We start from the raw sequence: 21,569 nt of genomic DNA, 5'->3' as shown, positions 1-21,569 counted from the left end.
GACATAAGATGATTCCACCCGTCATACTAAGTGATTGATTCTGTTGAGGTGCGTATTACTTCGACGCTCGATACCAAAACAGAACCCATTCAGGCCGATGAGTTAGCCGGGTCACAATATAGATAAAATTTATTTCATTTTGAAATCCACCCAAATATAGTCTTTTACAAATCACTTTCTTCGTCTTACAATTATACTTTACGTCTTGGTAATATAAGCGCTTCACCAAGTCCTTCCGCCCAGCTCAAAGCGGCGGCAGGAGATGGCCGGATTGCGCCGTAGAGTGCATGGGAGGTGGGCATGATCGCTTTCAAACGCGATGCGAGCGGTCTTTATCTGGCGGACTCATTAGCCGGCGCACGTGTCGCCTTTCTGTTCCAGGACAAGTCACGCGCCGACCCGACATTCGATCTGACCGCCCAGAGCTGGGTCGACCCCGGTCAGCTTGGTTACATCGCGTTCTTCGTCCCTTCGGCGACACGCGACTGGAACGCTTTCGAGATAGGCATCCGCAAAGCCTTCGCCGACAGTCCCGGAACCCAGATCGGCTGGTTTCCCGAGCCGCTCAGCATCGCGCCGATCCTGGTCTCGGTCACCGGGCAAGGCACCTCGTCGCCGACGGTGGGGGAGTCCTTCTCGCTGGCATTCCGGCAGAGCGTGACGTTCCAGGTTCAGCCCGACCTGTTCACGCTGTCCACGACGGTGCTGTTCGACGACGCCTCCAACAGCTTGCAGATCGCCAACAGCCAGCCGCCGGCGGCGCTGCTGTTGACGGCGACGCCGCCAGCCGGCGCCACGGTGACATTCCAGTCGGCCGCGCCATTCGCGAGCTTGGCGGTCAGCGGACCGCTCGCTGGTACGGCAAGCGCCGCGTTTGAACTGGCGACCACCGACCTCGTCCAGTTCGAGGCCGGCATGATGTATTTCAACCCGCCAACCGGCGGCGGACTGGTCGGCGCCTTGAGCTATCCGGTTTTCCGCGGCGTCGCCGGCTCGACAACACCGTTCGGCTTCAACGTCACGCTGGACGTGCTCGGCCCGCTCGACGCGACGCGCAGCTTCTTCCAGTTCACCGACCCGCTGCTCGGCTCGACTTTCGTCACCACCAACGGCAAGCCCTTTGCCCTCAGCACCATCAACACCGGCGATATCAGCACGGTGAGCCGTCTCGTTTTCGCCGGCCGTCCGCAACAATCGCCGAGCGAGCAGCGATATTATTACCTGACGCCGGCTGGACAGTTCGGCCTGGCGCTCGATGCCGGCGCCAACCTGGCCGCGGGCGCAAGCTCCGAAACGGTGCAGATGCTGTGCGGCGTCACCGGCACCGAGTTCGTGACCGTCACCATCGGCTCGGCACCAGACAAGCTCGAATTCGTACCGGCGCAGCCGGCCTATCGCATTGCGCCAGCGCAGGATTCGCCGACCAGCCCGGCTTTTCTCGATGCCACCGCGACGACTTCGTGGGCACAGCTCATCGTCCAGGACGGCAGCTATGTCTCGCAGCCCGAGCGCGCTCCGCTCTACAATCAGCGGACCAACACGGCCACAATGCTTGCCGGCGCTGAACCCGCTTCCGGCCTCACCGTCTATGTCCTCGACGCTTTCAAGGTCGCCTCATGGAGCGCGAAAGCCGCAAGCACGCCAGCCATACCGTTGGTGCCCTATGCGGGACTCGATTTCTCGACCGACCCGAACCTCAATGCCGCCGCCTATCTCGACATGGAATCGCGGGCGCTCAACCCGAGGCGCGCCAGCGGCTTCATACCGGCGCCGAAGCAAGGCGCGGCGGCAAACGCTGCCGCCGCCGGACCGACGACGCTAGCGATGACGCCGCAAGGCATGCTGGCCGAACTTGCCGGCACGCCATTGGCATGGACCGGGTTGCAGATGGCGACGAGTGCGGCCGGCATCCTCGAATTCGAAGCCATGGGTCCGTCGATCTGCAAGGCCGTGCAGCAGAACCAGATCTTCACGGTGGTCAGCGAAAACCCCGCCAACCCCGACCCGCTTGGCTCCGGGCAGGCCCTGTTCGACTTTTCAGGCGACAAACTGGAGATCGGCGACTGGACGTTCGACCTTTCGCCGGGCAAGCTGGCCGCGCCCGACGGCACGCCGCCGATCTTCATGATGAAATTCTATCCGGGCGAGACGATCGAAGCTCTGGTCGCCGACACCAGGCTGTGGTCGCAGGCCGACATCTTCAACAAGACGTTCACCGCCGCCGCCACCCAGGCCTATCTGCAAAAGCTGATCACCGAGGCGAAGGCCGCGGTGTTCCCGAATGGCGGCACGCAGCCCGACACCACCTCGCTGTACTGGAATTTCTACCAGACGGTCACCGACCCGACCTTCAACGGCATCCTCGCCGTCAACTGCAACATGCAGCTCGATGAATTGCCGACGGCGGTGCGCGCAGTGCTCGGCGGCATGACGGATCCAGGCATAGCCGGCTTTCGTGTCCATCATGTCGGCATTGCCATCAACAACACCGACCCGTCGCAGGCCGTGCCGACGCTGGCGCAGAGCGCGACCTTTGCGCTGGTCGACTATGAAAAGGCGGCGAGCAAGTCGGCAGCGGCCGCCGATAGCAATATCGACATCGACTATGGCTTCGAGGTCGAATATCTGCGCGCTTTGTTCACCAATTCCGAGCTGCGCAGCTTCGCCTGCGAGGTCAATCTCACCATCAACAATCTGTTCAAGACCGGCGTCAATCTCGATGCCGCGCTGAGCCCGGCCGCCAATGCCGGCGATGACGCCAATGTCATCGCCATCATGGGCTCCTACCAGGCGCACGGCACCAGCGGCGACGACAAGAGTTCCGGACAGGGCGTCTATTCGTTCGTCGCCCAGGGCGATTTCGTCTTCAACTTCACCGACGAGAACGGCAAGTCCAACAACAAATATCTCAAGCAGATCACGCTGACGAAACTGCAATTCTCGTTCGACGACGAAACCGCGGCGACGCCGCCAAAAGCCGACACCACCCACATCAGCGCCCATTTCGCCATCTGGGGCGACATCGAGTTCAACGAATTCCAGGTGCTCGACCTGTTTGCGTTCGAGAAGCTGGCCTTTTCCAATCTCGGCATCGACGTCGGCTTCGACCTGACGATCCCGGCCCAGGGACAGCCGTCGACAAGCACGCCGTCGCTCAGCTTTTCGCCGGGTGACCTGCGGCTCGACCTCGGCGCCACCGAGAAGCGCAGCGGCGCCGACAGCCTGCTCGACCTGATCCCGTTCAAGCTCAAGTCATTCCTCTATTCGGGCACGGCCGATCAGACGATCGAGAGCCTGAACTATTATTCGCTCGGTTCGCTGCCTGGCCTGGCGGAAAACGGCGTCACGCTGCAGGACAATTTCAACTATGCGCTGATCTTCGATCTCGATCTCGGCTCGATGGGCGGGCTGGTCGGTTCGCTTTCGGCCTTCAAATTCAGCGTCCTCATCGGCTGGCTGAGCCCCGAGGACGGCGGTGGGCTGGCCTTCGGCATCCAGCTTCCGCAAGTCGACGGCAAGCTGGAAATCAAGATCGAGGGCGTGCTGACCATCTCGATCGAACAGTTCAACCTCGAATACGCCACCGATGCCGATCCCAAGATGCTGGTGCTCGGCATGCACAATTGCTTCATCGAGATTCTGGGCCAGCGCCTGCCGCCGGACGGGACGATCAGCATCGGCCTGTTCGCGCCGACCGAAGGCGCCGACCAGATTGGCTGGATCGGTGCTTACAATTTGGGCAAGGATGGCGGCGGCGGGGGTGGCGACGATGCGCAAAAGCTGCTGGCGGCGCCTGTGCCCGCCAAGGTGGGCGCTGTCAGCGATGTCTTCGAGCTCGTCTATCTCGGTGTCGGCCAGCGGGTCGGCCCGGACCCGACCAAGCCGCCCGCCAATTTCGATGCTTTCCTGAAGTTCATGCAGGGCGACTTCTGGGATGCCCTCAAGAACAAGAAATTTGCCGATATCTACCATCCCGAAGGCAAGTGGATCATTGTCACCGACTTCACGCTGCTGAAAGTGCTTGAGGTCGGCTTCGTCTTCTACGACGTGACGCCGTTCTACGCACTGCTGCTCAAGCTGACCGGCGGTGCCGGCAAGGGTGCGGAGTTCGAGGTCGTCTACACCAAGATCTCCGACACGATCGGCAAATTCGCCGCCATCTTCAGCCTGCCCGACAGCTTGCGCACCTTCCAGGTTGGCGCGGCCTCGCTGACGTTGCCGACACTGAGCGTCGACGTCTACACGAATGGCGACTGGAAGGTCGACCTCGGCTTCCCCGACGGCGACAACTGGAGCGTCTGCTTCCAGGTGCAGGCGCAGGCCGGACCTATTCCGGTGACCGGATCGGGCGGCTTCTACATAGCCAGCCTGAGTTCGGCCACCGACCCCGACGTGTTCAAGGGCACCTACCAGAGCATCCTGGCCTTCGGCTTTGCCGCGCGGCTGGGCGTCGGCAAGGACTTCACCGCCGGGCCGCTGAAGGCGGGGGTGAGCGTCACCTTCTTCGGCATCATCCAGGGTGCGGCCGGTTATCTCACCAGCGGTGGCGGAGACCTCGCCAAGAAACCGGACGCGCTGTCGCTGCAAGGCCAGTTCGGCATCATCGGCGAGCTCTACGGCTCGCTCGACTTCGTCATCATCAAGGCCAGCGTCAACGTCCGCCTCGAGGCCAGCATCGGCATCATCCTGGCGCTGGAGCCACCCAGTGTGCCGGGCGGCGGTGGCGGCTCGATCCTGCTCTACATCGAGGCGAGCGTCAGCGTCAGCGTCACGGTGGAGATCAACCTCTTCCTCTTCTCCATTTCCATCAGCTTTAGCTTCAATGCCTCGTTCCGCTTCGAATGGCAGCTTGCCGGTTCGTCGCAGCAGGCCCAGATCGAAACGTTCGCGCGGCTGAAGCAGCGGCTCCTTGCGGGTGTAGCGGCGACTGTCGGGCTTTGCCCCAACCTGCCGAAGGACCTGCCTATCCTGTTCCTGCCGGAACTGACCGTGGTGTTCCCCGATGCGACCAGCAAGGGCACGCCGTGGGTCGTGACCTCGCTCGGCATACAGTATGACGACAACCCGTCGCAGAACCCGACCTATGCCGATTTCAAGCCGTTCGAGGCGGTGACGACGCAGCTCGCCACCTTCGCGCTCATGCACGCGCTGAACCTGCCGGCCTACAACTCCGTGGTGCTGCTCGAATTCGATTCCAGCAGCGGCACGCCCGGTTTGAAGGACATCGACAGCGAGCCGGACGCGCTCACCGGCTGGATCGACTATCCGACCTTGCTTAGCCAGCTCGCCAATTTCTCCGCCACGCTTGCCGCACCGACCGGCAAAGCCAAGGCTTGCGTGTTCCCGATGCCGCCGTTCCTCAACATGGCGACCACCGGACGCACCGACGGCAATGGCAACGCACAGGATCTGTCCTACCAGTTCCTGGCGCAGAACCTCGTCTCGCAGACCTATCTGCAGACGGTCGACACCTATTTCAACCAGCTCTTCGTCAACCAGACCTCGAACCCGACCTCGGTCAACGACAGCGGCGGCACCACGCCGTTGTCGCAGGAGATATTCCTCGATTATTTCAAGGGACTGATCCGTGGCGCGGTGCACGAGCTGCTGGTGACGATGCAGGATGCGGGGCTGACCTCGTCACCGCTCGACAAGCTGTTCATGGCGGCGGTGGCCGCACCGACACCCGGTGCGCAAACGCGCTTCCAGGGCCTCGCGGGGCAGATGTCGAGCGCGTTGCGTGGCGGCGTGCGTCTGCCTTACACCGCCGGTCTCACCGTGCCGGGCGGGGCGGTGTCGACCAGCACGGACCCGCTGTTCGCGCTTCTGTGGCAGGAATTTCCGGCCGGCGGCTTCGCCAAGAACAACAGCTATAGCATCACGCTGAGCAATCCCGACAAGACGCAGGACTGGCTTGCCGTCAACGCCTCGTTCTCGCTCACCCAAGACGTCCTCAGCCCCTATCTCGCCTTCACCGAGGCGTCGATAACGGCGCCAACCAGCCCGACACCAATCGCGCTCAGCTCGACCGGGCCGCAATCTTTCGCGCTGGAGAACGCCATCGCCTGGACGCCGCCAAGCGCGACGGCGCTCAGCCTGCGGCCATTCGCGCCAAGCCTGGAGAAATTGCAGGTAAATGAAGGAACGGCAGCGATCCCCGTCCTGGTAAAATCCCGCCAGGCGCAAGGGGCCTATCTGCCGGACGGCACGCCGCTGCCCGCCGGGGACATCACCTTTGCCACCAGCATCACGCTGACGGTCAAGCAGATTCCGGGCGCCACGCAAGGCAGCATGCTTGCCGACGTCTACGCACTGTCCGGCGCCAGCCAGTCGGACGAGGCGCTGCTCGGCCGGATCCTCGACGATCTCAGGGGCGGTGACCGGCCGGTCGACGCGATCCAGATCCTGTTCCAGACGGCCGCCGGTGCGCCCGGCCTCGTCTCGGCAGTGGTCGATCCAAATGCCGTCTTCGCGCTGCGCACCAACACCACAACGGTGTCGCAGCCGCCGCAAGGGCTGATGGCCTTCGCGCTCGGTCTGCCGGCGGGTGTGTCCGTCGGCGCCAGCACCGACATCACAGCGGATGGCGGCTACGGTTTCCTGCAGATCATCCAGCAGGCGACGGTCACCAATGCGCAGGGTTACTATCTGCGCTTTGACGACAAGACCGGCAACGCGCTGCCAACCGCGCTGTTCGTCAAGGGCGTCGCGCAGGTGACGATGCTGGTGACCTACAAGGCCGGCAGCGGAACCAACCAGAGTGGCTCGCCGCTCGCCATCCAGCCCTATTACAACGCCGTCGTGCTTGCCGGCACGCAAAGCGGCCTCGTCTACTATGCCGAGACCGCCGACCCGGCGCTCGAGGCACGCTACGTCAAGGTCGCGGCCGGTACCTTCGGTGTCGAGCTGACGCGCTCCGAGAGCGTCATGCAGTTGAAGACGCCCCCCGCCCTGGTCAAGACCGGGCAGCTTGGCGCGGCGAACTCCCATTCGCGCGGCAAAGTCATCGAGGCGCTGCGCACCTCGGGCATCACCGACGACCGCGAATTGCATGAAGCACTGGTCGCGGCGGGTGACGCAAAAGCGTCGCTCAACTCGCTCTACAGTCTCGTCACCTACCAGATACAGGCGACGACAGGCTTCACGCTGAGCAATTTGTCGGCGCCGATCCAGCCGCAAAAGCCCGACCAGTCCGGCACCACCGGCACGTACCGGGTGTTCGCGCCGCTGTACAACGTCGCCACCGCCAATGCCGGCTCCACCACGCCCGACCGCTACGCTTCGATCAACGACAAGTTCACGCTGGACTTCTTCGTCAACGACGCCTTCGGCAACCAGTTGCCAACGCCGGCCAGCTACAGCGACACCAACCTCTATTTCGATCCGATCGTGCCGGTCGACCAATGGCCGGGGATCCTGCCGACCTATGGTTTCAACGGCTCGACGCCGAACACCATCGAGATCGTCCTGACGCCGAGCCAGGCGGCCTTCAGCGGCATGTCGGCGGACCAGAAGGCGGCAGCCCTGGCCAATTTCCGCACCATCGAGGACCAGATCAGCGGTCCAGGCATCTCGTTCTATGTCGAGACCAGTCTTGCCCTGCAGGCGGATGGCAGCAGCCTTGTCAATTTCCCGGTGGGTGCTGCAGACACCAGCAAGGTGACCGGCATGGTTGCCGACCTCGTCAACTGGCTGGCCGGGCTCAGCACCAACTTCCCCGGCGCGGTGACCATTTCGATGCCCGTCAGCGGCCCCGGGGCCTTGCCGCCTCTGTTCGAGATCGTCGTGCTGTTCGGCATCACCCGCGATGCCAATTTGATCTCGCCCTATCTGAAGGACCAGTTCGGTACGATCATGGTGCCGTCGGCGCAGAACGTCGCGACCGGATTTGTTCCGGCGACCGGCGGCGCCAGCAACATGTCGCAATTCGCCGCCGCTTTCGTCGGCGCCTTCCCGGCGCAGAAGCTCGCCATCGGCATGAATGGGGCCGACGCATCGCCACAGCAGAAACTGTCGAGCACGGCCCAGTCCAGCACGGCACTGGCGCGCAAGCGGCTCAAGTCATTGAAACTTGCCCATGACGGCTCCGGTGGGGCACGCGCCGGCTCGCAATCGCTGTGGGCAGCAGCGGCATCGCTGCTCGACATCTCGATCGGTGCCGCCGGTGCCGGACCGCGCTTCCTGTCGCCCAAGCCGCTCGACAACGTGCTGAACAGCGCCAGTGTTTCGATGCCGCAGCTGTCGTCCAAGCTGCCGGCGCTGCCGGCGCAACAGCTGTTCATCGACACCGACCTCGATCAGCTCAACCGCATCTTCTTCCAGGCGGTCGACGAGGTGCTGTCACCGGCCTCGGCGGCCAAGGCCTTCGAGGTCGCCCCCGACGCCTACGACGCGATGGCGCTCGGCCGCGAGGCGCTGGCGCAGAAATACGCGCAATACGAAGTGGACTGGCTGTTTGGCCCGCAATCGCCGTTCACCGGCACGACCGCAGCACTTGCCATCGCGAAGGATGTGTTCGAGCAGCAGATGCGCGCGGCGCTGATGACGGCCTATTTCGTCGACACCATCGTCCAATACGACGTGACCTGGAACCAGTCGGTCTCGGCTGCCGCCGATGGCAATATCGAGCTCTTCGGCCAGATCGAAGCCATGCTCGCCGGAAACTACAGCTGGAGCGGTCTCAGCCTGTCGGCGACGACAAACAATCCGCACGGCCTGACCGACGGCAGCAGGGTGCTGATGATATTCCAGGCCAGTTCGGGGCAATTGCCGGCGAATGGCGTCTACGGCGTCACCGTCACCGGTGACACCACCTTCACGATCGCCACCGCCGCCAGCGGTTCAGGCGCCGGCACCTTCTCCGCCACGCGCCAGAATGCCGGGCTCTCGACCGCCCATGTCGGCATCAGCAGCACGGGAGCAAGCCCCCTCACCTTCCTCTACGGCGATCCCGACGCGGCCGCTGCCGCAGTGGTGCCGTTCGATCTGCGTTTCGCCATCACCAACCTGCAGTTCTTCCTGGCGCCGGCGGGCGCACCCGACGAAGCGCGTCCATCGATCTGGCTGCAGCTCGTCGATCCCTATCCAAAGGGCGTGCCGCATGTCGGACCTGCCGGCGCGCTGACCAAAATCCCGGTGGTGTACCGTCAGTACCCGACGCCGCCGACGCTGGTCAGCCAGACCTGGTCGGGCTACACGCCAACGTCGGGTTCGGGCAATCCAATCGCCGACGGCGCCGACTGGAGCTATCTCTACACCTATCAGGCGTTTCTCGTCGCGCAGGACCAGATCAACACCGCCGTCACCTACAACACCAACCTCAGCGCGGCGCCGGACAACCCGCCGAACTCCGCCAACCCTGCCCCCAGCGCAGGCCCGCCCTACGACCTGTTCACGGCATTGGCGCGCACCTCGGCCGTCTACGGTGCCATCAGCCCGGTGCTGCGCAACCCGGCCGATCCAGCCTGGCCCGATGCGGTGGCCGCCTTCGCCACCGCCATTGGCGAGGTGACGGCCAACAAGGACTGGAATCCGAGCCTGAACATGGCCCTCGGTCAGGGTCTGATCAGCGTCACCGACAGCTACGTCGTCACAGACACGCTGCAGCCGGACGGGACGACGCGGCAGATCGATTTGCAGTGGCCGGCCGCTCAAGGCGAATCCAGCTTCTCCAATGTCGCGCTGACCGTCACCGCACTCGACCCGTCGACCCTGACGCCGTACCCCAACCAGCATCCGGTCCAGCCGTCGCCGCCGGACGGCCTGCTGTTCGAGGTCGACAACGCCGCGCCCGGCAATTTCGGCGTGGCGCACACGATCGAGGTCGATGCACTCAACGTGCTGGCGGCCGAGAATGCGCTCGCCTCGGTGCAGATCGAGCGCAACCTGATCACGCTTGAAGCCTCGAACAACACCGCGTGGCAGGTGGTGCCCGAATTCGTCTACATGACGCCGCAGGTCAGGCCGAGCCAGCCGGTCACGCCGTTCATCGACAATGCGACGCCGATCGATGTGGCGACGCTGCCCGGCCAGGGTTCAGGTGCTGCCTGTCCGACATCGCCGTCAAGCCTTTGCCAGCGCATCTACACGATCATGGCCGACCTTTTGGCGGACCCGGTGCACGAACAATCGCTGCTTGCGGCGCATGCGGCCGCCAACGTGACCAGCGGAACCACAAGGCGGGTCAAGGTCGCCTGCTCCTACCAGTTCCCGTTCCCCGCCGTTGCCGGCGGCGCGTTCGACAGCGCCTCGATCAGTCCGCTTGTTCCGATCGTGCTGGCGCGGTCCTTCGAGATCGACGGGCAACAGCCGGCGGAGCTCGGCGATTTCGCCGCGCTTTTCGCGGCGGCGATCGCCGGCTGGGCCTCCAAAAACAGCATCGTCTTTGGCGCCAACGCAATGCCGGCAGGCGCGAGGCTGGTCTTCGACATCACGCTTTACGCAGCACTCAGCGGCGTCAATACGCCGGTGCTGCGCTTCAGCAACCTGCAACTGAAACTGACGGACATCGACGCGAGCTGACCGCCTCAAGGCGGGCATCGCGGCGGCGTCACGCAGACACGAGTGGAAGGAGGAGCCGTTTCGAAACCAGACCATCGGGGCCCCAAGCCGGCAACAGGTTTTGGAAGCATCCGATGTTGAAACAAAACGATCGAGCGACGGCACGCTTCGGCTTCAAGTCCGCCGCTCTGGAATTCGCCTGCAAGAACGACAGTCCGAAACCCGCAAACCGCGAGGGAAATTATGGCAACGACCGCAAAATTCGACATTCTCGGTGCAAACGCATCTAACCCAAACTGGGATGGCTCGCCGCTGACGCTGGCCTACCACGACAGCGCGGCGATGCCGCAGACGACCAACGGATCGATGATCTTCGCCTATCAGAACACCGCCTCCCTGAACAATGCCGGCAAGCTGGCGCTGACCTCGGGCAGTTCGACACCGTCGTTCCTGACAGCTCCGGCGTTGCTTTCCCAGCCGAACATCCTCGTCAACAACTGGCAGGCAAACAATCTCTCCGTCACCAATGTCAGCGTCGCGACCGCGACGCCGATCTGGATCGAGGCCTTCGGTCCTGGACTGCCCGGCCAGAAGCCGGTTGCGCTAGCCATCAACACCGCGCTGACGCTCAAGCCAGGCGGCATCGCCCAGGGAACGTCGACCCCGAACTGGATGCAGCTGACCCTCGGGACGAATACCGGCCAGTTGATCATCGTCGCCGTTGTCGGCGGTCCGCAGGATGCGTCAGGCAACAACGCCTACGCTGTCGCGCTGAACTCGCCGTCCGGCAACACCGGCCCGGGCACCGGCACGGCGGCGCCACAAGGCTATTACGCGACGACGGGCGGCAACAACTACTCCTTCGAATTCAACTGGGGTTCCTCGGTCGTCTACGTGGCGAACATGTCGCCTTCGACGGCTTCCTCGCTGACTGCGGAACTGCTGTCTCTGTGATCGAAGCGCGGGAGCCGGAAGCGCAAGCCGCCGGCTCCCGTGACAACGCCGGTGCAAAGAGGACATCCTGGACATGCACGACTTCATCGCAGCGGGCACGGTCAACGCGACCTGGAACGGCATGCCGCAGACACTGGCGGTCCGTGGCAGCGTGACCATGCCGCAGACGCCCAACGGCTCCCTCATCGTCGGCTACTTCAACCAGTCACAGCAGAACAACGAGGGCAGGCTTACCTTCACCTCTGGCAGCAGCGCGCCAACGAACGTTCGGGTCCCGGCTCTGGCACGGATGATCAGCGTGCTGACGGCGAACTGGCAGGCCAACAACCTGACCCTCACCAACACCAGCCTCAATGCCGCGACCCCCATCTTCGTGCAGGCCTTCGGCCCCGGCATTCCCGGCATGCAGCCTGGCCAGCTCGTGAGCGGCACACCTGTCCAGCTGGCGATGCGCCAGGCGGTGCAAGGGATAACGACACCGAACTGGATGCAGCTTGAATTCAGCTCGAGCACCGGCAATCAGCAGGTGGTCGCGGTGGTCGGTGGACCGCCTGACCAGTCGGGCAACAATGCCTATGTGATTGCGCTCAACGCCCCGAGCGGCGACACCGGACCGCCGACCGGGAACACTCCGCCGGACGGGTTTTACGCCACGGCGGCCGGCAACAGATACACGATGTCCTTCAGTTGGGGGGCGGCGATAGTCTACGTGGTCAATCTCTCGCCGCAGACCGCAACGCCGGTGACGACCCTGCTGCAATCCCTGTAGACCTCCGCACCGGTCCGCCTTTCCGCCATCTTGGCTGCTCTCTGAGACGGAAGCCATGCCACCTTCGGACTTCAACATTCTGGGTCAATCCCTGGCGACGGACAATTGGGATGGCTCCCCGGTGGAGCTTGCCGTGCGCGACAGCGTGGCGATGCCGCAGACCCCCAACGGGTCGATGATCCTGGCTTTCCAGAATGCTTCCGAGATGAACAATGCCGGCAAGCTGGCGCTGACCAGCGGCAGCAGCCAGCCGCAATTCCTGCTGGCGCCGGGGCTGGCCTTGCAGCCCACCATCCTGATCAACAATTGGCAAGCCAACAATCTGAACATCACCAATGTCAGCGTGAACACCAACACGCCAATCTGGATCGCGGCCTATGGGCCGGGCATGGGCGGCGCGGCGCCAACGCCTTTGCCGACCACCGGCGACGCCGTCCCGGTCGCTGTCGACACCACGCTGAAAGCGGTCACGCTGCCGCAGTACATGCAGCTGGGCTTCCAGGCGAATTCGGCCGGTCTTTGCCTGTTCGCTTTCATCGGCGGCCCGCAGGACACCAAAGGCAACAATGCCTATGCGATCGCGCTGAATTCGCAGTACGGCGATACCGGGCCCGGCCACCCGACACCGGCCCCGGCCGGTTACTACGCGACGGCCGGCGGCAACAGCTACAGCTTCGAGTTCAACTGGGGAACCTCGGTGCTGTTCGTGGCCTATTTTGGCAGCGGCTCCGTCCTGAGCGGCCTCCCCAAGGTGGTGACTGCCGCCCCCACGGTGACATTGCAGACGCTGTGATCCTCGCGGTCATGGTCCGCCGTCGATCAGCACCTAAACTGATTAAAAATAGAGCAATATTGAAATAAACTGACCGTTAGTCGTATAAGCAAGTTCTTAAGTGCGCCATCACAATTTTGTTGGAAGTAAATTTTAGATTTATGGCTTTGCAAGCTAGACAGATTTCCGGATCGGGCGCACTATGCTTACGGATCGAAGTCTACAGCCAGTATGAGGGAGGCCCCATGTCGCTTGGTGGATCGATGGCGCGTGCGCGATTTCTCTTGGGTTTTTTCGGCAGCAGCCTGGTACCAATCGCGGTGCTGCCCGCGGCGGCCGAGATCCTCAATCCACCGGTGCTGCAAGATGACCGCGCGCCGATCGCCAAGCCTGCCCTGACGGAGCTCGCACCTGCTGCGCCACTGCCCGGAAATACGCTGCCGGTGGGTGGCGACCGCCTGCTCAATCTCAAGATCGAGTATATCGACAACCAGATCTACAACCCGTCCACGGGCGGCTACGACAAGGTCCATTTGCGCGGCTACACCGGCAAGGGCGTCGATCCCAAGGCTCCTTATGTCTCGCCGACGATCGAGGCCGTTCCGGGCGACACGGTGCGCGTCACCCTCGACAATCAGTTGCCGGCAGGGCCGCAGCCCGGCGACCCCGGCTGCATGCCCGGCGGCCAGATGCCCGACATCCCCCACTGCTTCAACGGCACCAATCTGCATACTCACGGGCTGTGGGTAAGCCCGTCGGGCAACAGCGACAACGTGCTGCTGTCGATCAACCCGCAAACGCAGTTCACCTACGAATACAACATCCCGTCGGACCATCCTTCCGGCACGTTCTGGTATCACACCCATCGCCACGGCTCGACGGCGCTGCAGGTGTCGAGCGGTATGGCCGGTGCGCTGATCATCCGCGGCAACCGCTTGCCGACCCCGACAACCCATGGCGACATCGATACGCTGATCCCAACCTCGGCGATCCCCGAGCGGGTGCTGGTGATGCAGCAGATCCAATATGCCTGCCGCGCGCCGGCGGCCAAGCCCGGAGAACTCGGCCCGATCAAGCAGGACATCAACGGTCATTATTTCTGCGATCCGGGCGATGTCGGCGGCATCGAGGGCTATGACCAGTTCGGGCCGGGCACCTGGCCGGCATCGGGGCGCTATACCTCGCTCAATGGCAGGGTGTTCAATCCGAACGACCCCTTGAAGGCGACGCAGGGCCAGATCGAGCGCTGGCGGATGGTCCATGCCGGCGTCCGCGACACGATCAGCCTACAATTTTTCAAGGTACTTGACGGCAAGCTCAAGCCCGGAGTGAAAACGCTGCTCAATGCCGACACCAACGCGGCGTTCATCAAGGATACGTGCAGCACCACACCCGTGCCCTATACGCTGGTCGCGGCCGACGGGCTGACGATGGCGGCGGCGCAGCCGACCAAGCTTGCAACCTTCCAGCCCGGCTATCGCTTTGACGCGCTGGTCGTCTTTCCAGAAGCCGGACGCTACTGCGTGATCGACTCCTCGGCACCCAAATCGGGGGTGGTCAACGGGCTCGATGTCGGACCGCAACTGCTCGCGCTGGTCGACGTCGCGCCGGGAACGCCGGTCGACAATGTGGAAACCTACGTCAACCGCAAACTGATTGGCCTGGCCGAGGCCAACATGCCCGCGAATGTCAAAGCGACGGTGGTGGCCGATCTCAAGGCCGGAATGAAATTCACCAGCTTCACGCCGCATCCCGACGTCACCGACGACGAGGTGAAGGGCAACGGCACGCAGGAGCTGACCTTCTTCATCGACACGACGGGGCCGAACACCAAGTTCGAGGTCGGGAACACGCTCAACACGGCCGACGTCAAGCCCTACGACCCGACCCGCATCGACCGCTCGCTGCCGCTGGGCAAGGCGCAGGAATGGACGCTGCAGTCACACTTCGTCAGCCATCCGTTCCACATCCACGTCAATCCGTTCCAGATCGTCTCGATCATCGATCCCAACGGCAAGGACGTCAGCGCACCGGGCGCAATAGACGATGCCGGCGGTGAGCCCTACGATCCGCAATATGCCGGGCTCAAGGGCGTGTGGAAGGATACGCTGTGGATCAAGAGCCTGATCCCGCAATCCTTGCCGGCCGGCTTCTCGGGCATCTACACGATCAAGGTCCGTACCCGTTACGAGCGCTACATCGGCGAGTACGTGCTGCACTGCCACATCCTCGATCATGAGGACCAGGGCATGATGCAGAACGTTGCCGTGGTGCTGCCTGATCAGGTGGGCGACATCACCCAGAGCGGCGCGATGCAGATGCAGATGGACAGCCACGATGGCCACAAATAAGGCGCAGCCAATGCCCGCCGCGCCGTTCACCTGGAGCGACGTGGAGGCGATCCTCGCCACGGCCGGCGGCACCGGGGGACCCGGCAGCCTAACGGGACTGACGCTGCCGGAGTTCCTGGCACTGCAGCTGCACGGGATGCCGCTGATCGCGCCGCTCTCGACTTCCTGTTGCGGCACGAGCGATGCCAAGGGCCGCGGCGCGCGCTCGGCGCTGATCCGGGGCTTGCGCGGACTGCCGCCGTTCGACGGCAAGCAGTTCCCCCGCCTGCCCTGGGGCGGCGAGCCGGTCGCCGATGAAGACATAGACCGGATCGAGACGTGGATCGAAGAGGGCTGCCCCGGCGCGTTGATCCGTTCGATTGCACTCGCCAGCGAGGTGAGCGTGGCGACCGAGGCGCGCGTCGAGGTCAAGGGGATTGCCGGCCCGGTCTTCAGCGCGGCGTCCGATCCGGCGGCATGGCGCTACGCCAAGGGCGAGCTGCGGCAGCGCATGGACGTCGATGTGCTGGACGACGCGCAAAAGGAGCGGCTGCGCTATGCCTTTCGTGAGCTCTACAAGCTCAACAAATGGGTCGGCGACAAACGCAGCTACAACAATCTGGCCTTGATCCACCAGAACCACTGTCAGCATGGCTGGGAACGTTTCCTGCCGTGGCATCGCGTGTATCTCTATGAATTCGAACAGGCTTTGCAGGATTTCTGCCCGGATGTGACCATGCCGTGGTGGGATTTCCCGGCTACGCGCTACAAGCCGGAGGATCCGGCCAACGGCGCCATCCTCCCCGATGCGTTCAAGGGTTTCCTCACGGAGGCCTCGGTGCGCTTCCTGCGCGATCACGGTTTCCCGGCCAAGATCGGCACGCTGGTGGGACAGCTGTGGGCCAATCCGACGCAGGCCTRTGACGCGGTCAGCGGCGCCTGCGGCAAGGACTATGTGGAAGGGGAAAACCGCAAACGGCTGATCGACGCGCTGCTCGAGGCCAATTCGCTATGGTATCCGCTGCGCTATTCCAGCCAGTTCGGCAAAGGCACGATCAACACCGTCATCCACTATCATTATCCGGCACAGGAGGACATCGACGAGATCCTCAGCCTGCGCACCTTCCGCGACTTCGGCGGTGGCAGCCTCTATGTCGACAGCTTCGGCTTCCTGGACCAGAATCCGCACAACACCATGCACATCTGGACCGGGGGCATGAACCCGGCGTTCAAGACCAGCGCGCCCGCCGATCGCAACAGCGCGGTGCGCGTTGCCGGGCGCAAGTTCCACCAGCGCGACGACCTCTACTCCGAGCCGCAGTTCGGCGACATGTTCTCGAACCTGACCGCGTCCTACGACCCGATCTTCTGGCCGGTGCACGCCAATATCGACCGGCTCTGGTGGCGCTGGCAGCAGGACCATCCCGACGGCCTGCCCGCCGATCTCGATTCCGCGCTGACGCCGTGGAGCTACGCGGTGCGCGATACGCTCGATATGAACCGCTTCGGCTATGAATATGTTCGTGGCGGATGCCTCATGCCGGTCGGGCTGACCAGTCCGGTCGGACGCTTCGTCTCGGCGCCAATTGCAGTGCACGAAGCGACCAAGAGCTTCCGCTCGGCGGAAGTGCGGCTGCACCGCGTGCCGCAATTGCCGCGCTCCTGCTTCATCCGCGTATTTCTCAACACGCCGGATGCCGACGCCAGCACGCCGCTCAACCTGCCGGGCTATGCCGGTTACGCGGCGATCTTCGGCCACGGGGAATGTTTTGGCGGGCCCGGGCATTGCGAAATTCCACCCGCGGAGAACCGCAAGTTCGATCTGCGCGAGCGCAGCATGAACACGCCGCGCAACCACCGCATCGATGTGACGCGCGCGGCACGCCGGCTGATCGCGGCCGGTGCCACCAGCCTGACAGTAAGCCTGGTCGTGATCGGCGCCTCCTATGAGGAGGACCGCGAGTTGCTGCGGCTCGACGGGGTCTCGCTCAACTTTCTCGATTGAAAACACAAGACACGGCCGGCGCAGGCACCGAGGGGAAATCAAATGGCCGACCCAACAGTCTATCGCATCCACCCGGCCGTCGGCATCGCGCGGCTCGGCGACAGCCCCGACGGTTTCTGCATCTCGCCGGAAAAGCCGGCGCAGTTGCCGATCGAATGCGACGCCAACGGCAATGCCGCGAAAGGCGATGCGCCGATCAAACACTTCAAGGACAGCAAGGGCCGCATCAAGCGCCAGGCCGCGCGCTTCCAGATCTTCGTTTATGACGCGGCCAACCCACAGGGCAGTCCGCTGAAGATCGGCGACCATGTCGAAGGCGGCGGCAATCGCGGCAAGCTGGTCGACATCCAGTGGCGCGTTCAGCTCGCCAACAAGAAGGCGGCATGGTTCACCTTCGACGGGCTGCGCGGCGAGGCCGGCTATGCCGCCGACGCGCCGCTGCGCAACGCTGGCATCACCGATCCGGTCGAACGGCAGAATCTGATCATCGACGCCGGCCCGCAAGCCGTCGACTGCACCGCGCGGCGCAAGGCGAGCTTCGGGCGGGACACCAACCCGGCCTATGCCGTCACCTTCCCGCCGACCGGGATGGTGCCAAGCGACATCGACACGCTGGGCGAAATGATGACCGACGACAGCGGACGGCTGCTGCTGCTTGGCGGGCACGGCAACAGCGGCTCGTTCCTCAGCGGGTTTGGCCATCCGCGCATCGAGACCTACGCCAACAGCGACGGCTGGTTCGACGACATCTCGGACGGGCCGGTGATGGCGCGGCTGGTGATGATGGAGGAGCGCGTCCAGGCGCTGCGCTACATCGATGTCGAGTATCCCGCCTGGGTGCTGGTCGGGTATCCGCGCTACGCGCCGGAAGTGCTCGACATGATCACGCTGGAGGACGTGGTCGAGGACATGTCGATCCGCGAGTTTGCCTATCGCACCGACATGTACGGCACCGCGGGAACGTTTGACGCGCCGCAGAAGATCGATCCGACCGACACGGCGGCCTTGCTGCACTGGCAGGCAGGACCGGTTGAGTGGAACCCGGCCTATCGCCCCTGGTTCTGGCGCGACATCTGGCCGATCATTTTCCGCGCCGACGAATTCTCCTATTTCACCAACATCCTCCAGCAATCGAACTTCCCGCACAACCAGTCGAGCCGGGGCACGTTCGATCCCTATCGCCTGTGCATCCCGCCACGCATCGCACCGCGTGCGCTGGCGCAAAAGGAAGGCCGCGCGAAGGACGACCATGTCGGCGGACGGCTGCTCGAGGCAGCGGTGGAACCGAGCCTGATGCTACTCGATGCAACGCAGGCGCCGGGCGCGGCTGCCGATGCCGTGGTTGGCGATGCCGCCGCCACGCTGAGGGCGGCAGCGGCGACTTTCACCGCCGCGGTCTGCCCGCCCGACGATGGCGAGGCGCCGCGCAGCTATGCCGCGCGCTGGCAAAAAACCTTCGCCGACAACGACACCGTGGCCGAGCCGGCCTATGCCGAGGCGCGCAGCGCCTTCGATGCTGAGATCACCGGCGTGATCGAGCGCATCGCCGCGGCCGCCGCGCCGCCGCGCAAACGGATGCTGACGCTCGCCCGGGCCTCGTCGCGGCAGGAGCCCGGCGAACCAGACCGGACCACCGATCCGGACGAGCCGATCGAGGCTGCGCTCCGCCGGTTGGCGTTCGAATACCGTTCCGGCCAGTTGCTCGAGCGCGCGCTCGCTGCCGCGGCCAAGGATGCCACGACCGATCCCGGCCGTTCCGCGCGGCAGTATCTGTTCGATCTGCTGCGCAAGCCAGGCGAGGAGAACCTATTCCGGCTCGACGCCAATCCGGCGACGCGGACCTATCACCTGCCGCTGATGCCGCTGCTTGCCGGCGACAATCCGATCACCAACAAGACGGTGAGCAAGTTCCTGCGGCTGACCGACACGCAACTGTTCCTGCTGCGGCAATGGGCGGCGGGCATCTTCATTGACGAGGTGGATGCAGGTTTCGCCCCCGTAATCGATCCCTGGCAGCCCTACAAGGACTGGAACGTGCAGGGCGGACGCGGTCTCGACCAGGGTGTGCTGTCGAACGGACTCGGCGGGGCCTTCTGCCCAGGCGGTGAGGTCACGTGGATCATCCGCAATCCGGCGATCTGGCGCGAGCCCTACCGGATCAAAGCAGACCCCGAATGGTACAGCTTTGCGCTGACCGCGGCGCAGGAGAACGCCAACCGATGGGGAGCGGGCGTCAGCGAGGAAGGCTATATCGCCTATGCCTCCGACCCGCTGTCACAAGGCAGCAACCTCGATGTGGGATTGCAGCCCGGCGACCTGACCAAGCTCAGCGGGCTGCCATGGCAGGCCGATTTCAACGAATGCTCCACCCAGACGATCGACGTCACCTACGAGGAATGGAACGTCCTTTATCCCGACAGCGTCGGCAACACGCTGATGGAGCGCGAGCGGCGCGTGTGGGAGACCTTATGGTGGCCGGCGCATCGGCCGATGCAGGCCTATTATCCCGTCGGAAAGGACTTTCAGTTCCGCAACTGGGCGCGCGGCATTCCGCAGACGCTTGCCGGCGATCTCAAGATGGTGACCGAATGGTCGAAGCTCGGCTTCATCGTCCGCAATCCGGCGGGCGGGCTCGATCAGCCCTCGCCCGGTATCAAATACATCTGCGTCGAGGATTCGGGAGAATGACCGTGACCAATCCGTTTGTCGGCAACTGGGCCTATCGCAGCTTCAACAACGACCCCGATCTCAGCAAGGCGGCCAACGACCTTTTGTTCGGCGAAGGCACGCTGGCCATTGCGGAGGTTTCCGTGATTGAACTTTCGGGAACGATCGGCGGGCCGGGATGGTCGCTCGATCTGCGCGGCAGCTTCGGTTACGGTTCGCCGATGCAGGTCCGCTTCCAGGGCAAGGGCGTGGTCGGCGGCGAGCAGTGGATCTACGACTATATCGGCTGGCTTGTGCCGGTTTGGCCCGATAGCACCGACCGGCTGGAAGTGCCCGCGATCGTCGGCTCGGTGGTGCGCACCATCCCGCATTCGGGCGACGGCGGCAGCACGAACCCGGCAGGGGTGGTGGCATCCTTCTATGCCGTGCGAGCAGGCTGACTTCGTCGTCATCGGCGGCGGGCCTGCGGGTGCCGCGGCAGCGCTGACGCTGCGCCGTCACGCGCCCGGACGGCGCGTGGTGCTGTTCGAAGCGGGACGGCACGAGCTGATAAAATCGGGTGAGATGTTGGCGGCGGTAGCACAGGGGCTGCTACGCCAGCTCGGCGTCTGGACGCCGTTCCTTGCCGCGGCTTTCGTGGAGAACCGCGCGGTCGTTTCGGCATGGGCCGGCGAGGCGCTCGACGAGCGGCACAGCATATTCTCCGCCCACGGCGCCGGCTGGCAACTCGACCGGGCACGGTTCGATCAGCTTATGGTGCAGGCGGCAGCGGCGGCAGGCGCGCAAGTGCGACTTGGGTGCGAGGTGCGTTCGGCGGTGCGCGAGGACCAGGGCTGGCGGCTCAAGCTCGCCGATGGGGACATTTTCGCAGGCGCCGTGATCTGGGCGACCGGCCGCAGCTGGCGGCTGGCGCGATCCTTCGGCGCGAAGCTTCGGGTGCATGGCCACCTCGCCGCATACACCCGCTTCTTCGACCGCGCGCCGGGTGATGGCCGCATGGTCATCGAGGCGCGCCCGGAGGGCTGGTGGTATAGCGCCGACTTGCCCGGCGGACGCCGGGTGGTGGCGTGCCTGACCGATCCTGACCTGGGCAGCGGCCTGCGCGATCCGGAATCCTGGTACCGCGCACTGGCGGCAACACGACTGATCGCACCGCTTCTGCCTCCTGGCGCGCGTGAAACCGCAACGCTGGTGAAATCGGCGGGAACGGCCACCGTCGATCCGGCAGCGGGTGAGCGCTGGGTGGCGGCGGGCGACAGCCTGTTCGCCGCCGATCCGCTGTCGTCGCGAGGGATCGTGCATGCGCTGCGCTCGGGGATCCTCGCCGCCTATGCCGCGTCGGACATGGTCGACGGACGCGACGACCTCGCACGCACGCGCTACGCGATGATCGCCTCGCAGGGCTTTGCCGACTACGCCTCCGCGCTCGGCGTGCATTATGCCGCCGCCGCGCGGTGGGACACTGCCTTCTGGCAGCGGCGTCGGCCTCAACCCGAAGAGCGCGCGGCAGATTTGTATCACAACACGTAGCACATTTACGGAACTGCCCTCGCCGACACCATTGACGTCGGG

General features: G+C 64.2%; 9 protein-coding genes. All 9 read left to right on the top strand.

Annotated elements, in window-relative coordinates:
* Positions 1–300 precede the first annotated feature (300 nt).
* The 9 genes from AC1DZP_RS14450 to AC1DZP_RS14410 all read left to right on the top strand — a co-directional run bounded on the left by AC1DZP_RS14450 (position 301) and on the right by AC1DZP_RS14410 (position 21,527).
* Positions 301–10,521: a hypothetical protein gene (locus tag AC1DZP_RS14450; protein WP_477303230.1), complete on the top strand. Its 10,221-nt coding sequence runs from the start codon at positions 301–303 to the stop codon at positions 10,519–10,521.
* A gap of 222 nt (positions 10,522–10,743) precedes the next feature.
* Complete coding sequence (locus tag AC1DZP_RS14445; protein ID WP_477303228.1) at positions 10,744–11,454, top strand: hypothetical protein; 711 nt, start codon at positions 10,744–10,746, stop codon at positions 11,452–11,454.
* Positions 11,455–11,527: 73 nt separating this feature from the next.
* Positions 11,528–12,223 (top strand): hypothetical protein, encoded by a 696-nt coding sequence (locus AC1DZP_RS14440; RefSeq protein WP_457151457.1) that lies wholly within the window; start codon positions 11,528–11,530, stop codon positions 12,221–12,223.
* Positions 12,224–12,278: 55 nt separating this feature from the next.
* Positions 12,279–13,016, top strand: coding sequence for a hypothetical protein (locus tag AC1DZP_RS14435; protein WP_477303226.1), 738 nt, complete (start codon positions 12,279–12,281; stop codon positions 13,014–13,016).
* Positions 13,017–13,240: 224 nt separating this feature from the next.
* Positions 13,241–15,346 (top strand): multicopper oxidase family protein, encoded by a 2,106-nt coding sequence (locus AC1DZP_RS14430; RefSeq protein WP_477303224.1) that lies wholly within the window; start codon positions 13,241–13,243, stop codon positions 15,344–15,346.
* On the top strand, positions 15,333–17,330 hold the full coding sequence (locus AC1DZP_RS14425) for a tyrosinase family protein (protein WP_477303222.1): 1,998 nt from the start codon (positions 15,333–15,335) through the stop codon (positions 17,328–17,330). Before AC1DZP_RS14430 ends, AC1DZP_RS14425 begins: the two co-directional genes overlap by 14 nt.
* 42 nt (positions 17,331–17,372) lie before the next feature.
* A complete protein-coding gene (locus AC1DZP_RS14420) occupies positions 17,373–20,018 on the top strand; it encodes a LodA/GoxA family CTQ-dependent oxidase (protein WP_477303220.1) in 2,646 nt (881 codons plus the stop codon).
* A complete protein-coding gene (locus AC1DZP_RS14415) occupies positions 20,015–20,437 on the top strand; it encodes a hypothetical protein (RefSeq protein ID WP_477303218.1) in 423 nt (140 codons plus the stop codon). Before AC1DZP_RS14420 ends, AC1DZP_RS14415 begins: the two co-directional genes overlap by 4 nt.
* Positions 20,418–21,527 (top strand): NAD(P)/FAD-dependent oxidoreductase, encoded by a 1,110-nt coding sequence (locus AC1DZP_RS14410; protein ID WP_477303216.1) that lies wholly within the window; start codon positions 20,418–20,420, stop codon positions 21,525–21,527. Before AC1DZP_RS14415 ends, AC1DZP_RS14410 begins: the two co-directional genes overlap by 20 nt.
* Positions 21,528–21,569: the final 42 nt, after the last annotated feature.

This window comes from Mesorhizobium sp. P2_F8, assembly GCF_056403655.1.
This window is presented reverse-complemented; position numbering and strand designations above follow the sequence as displayed.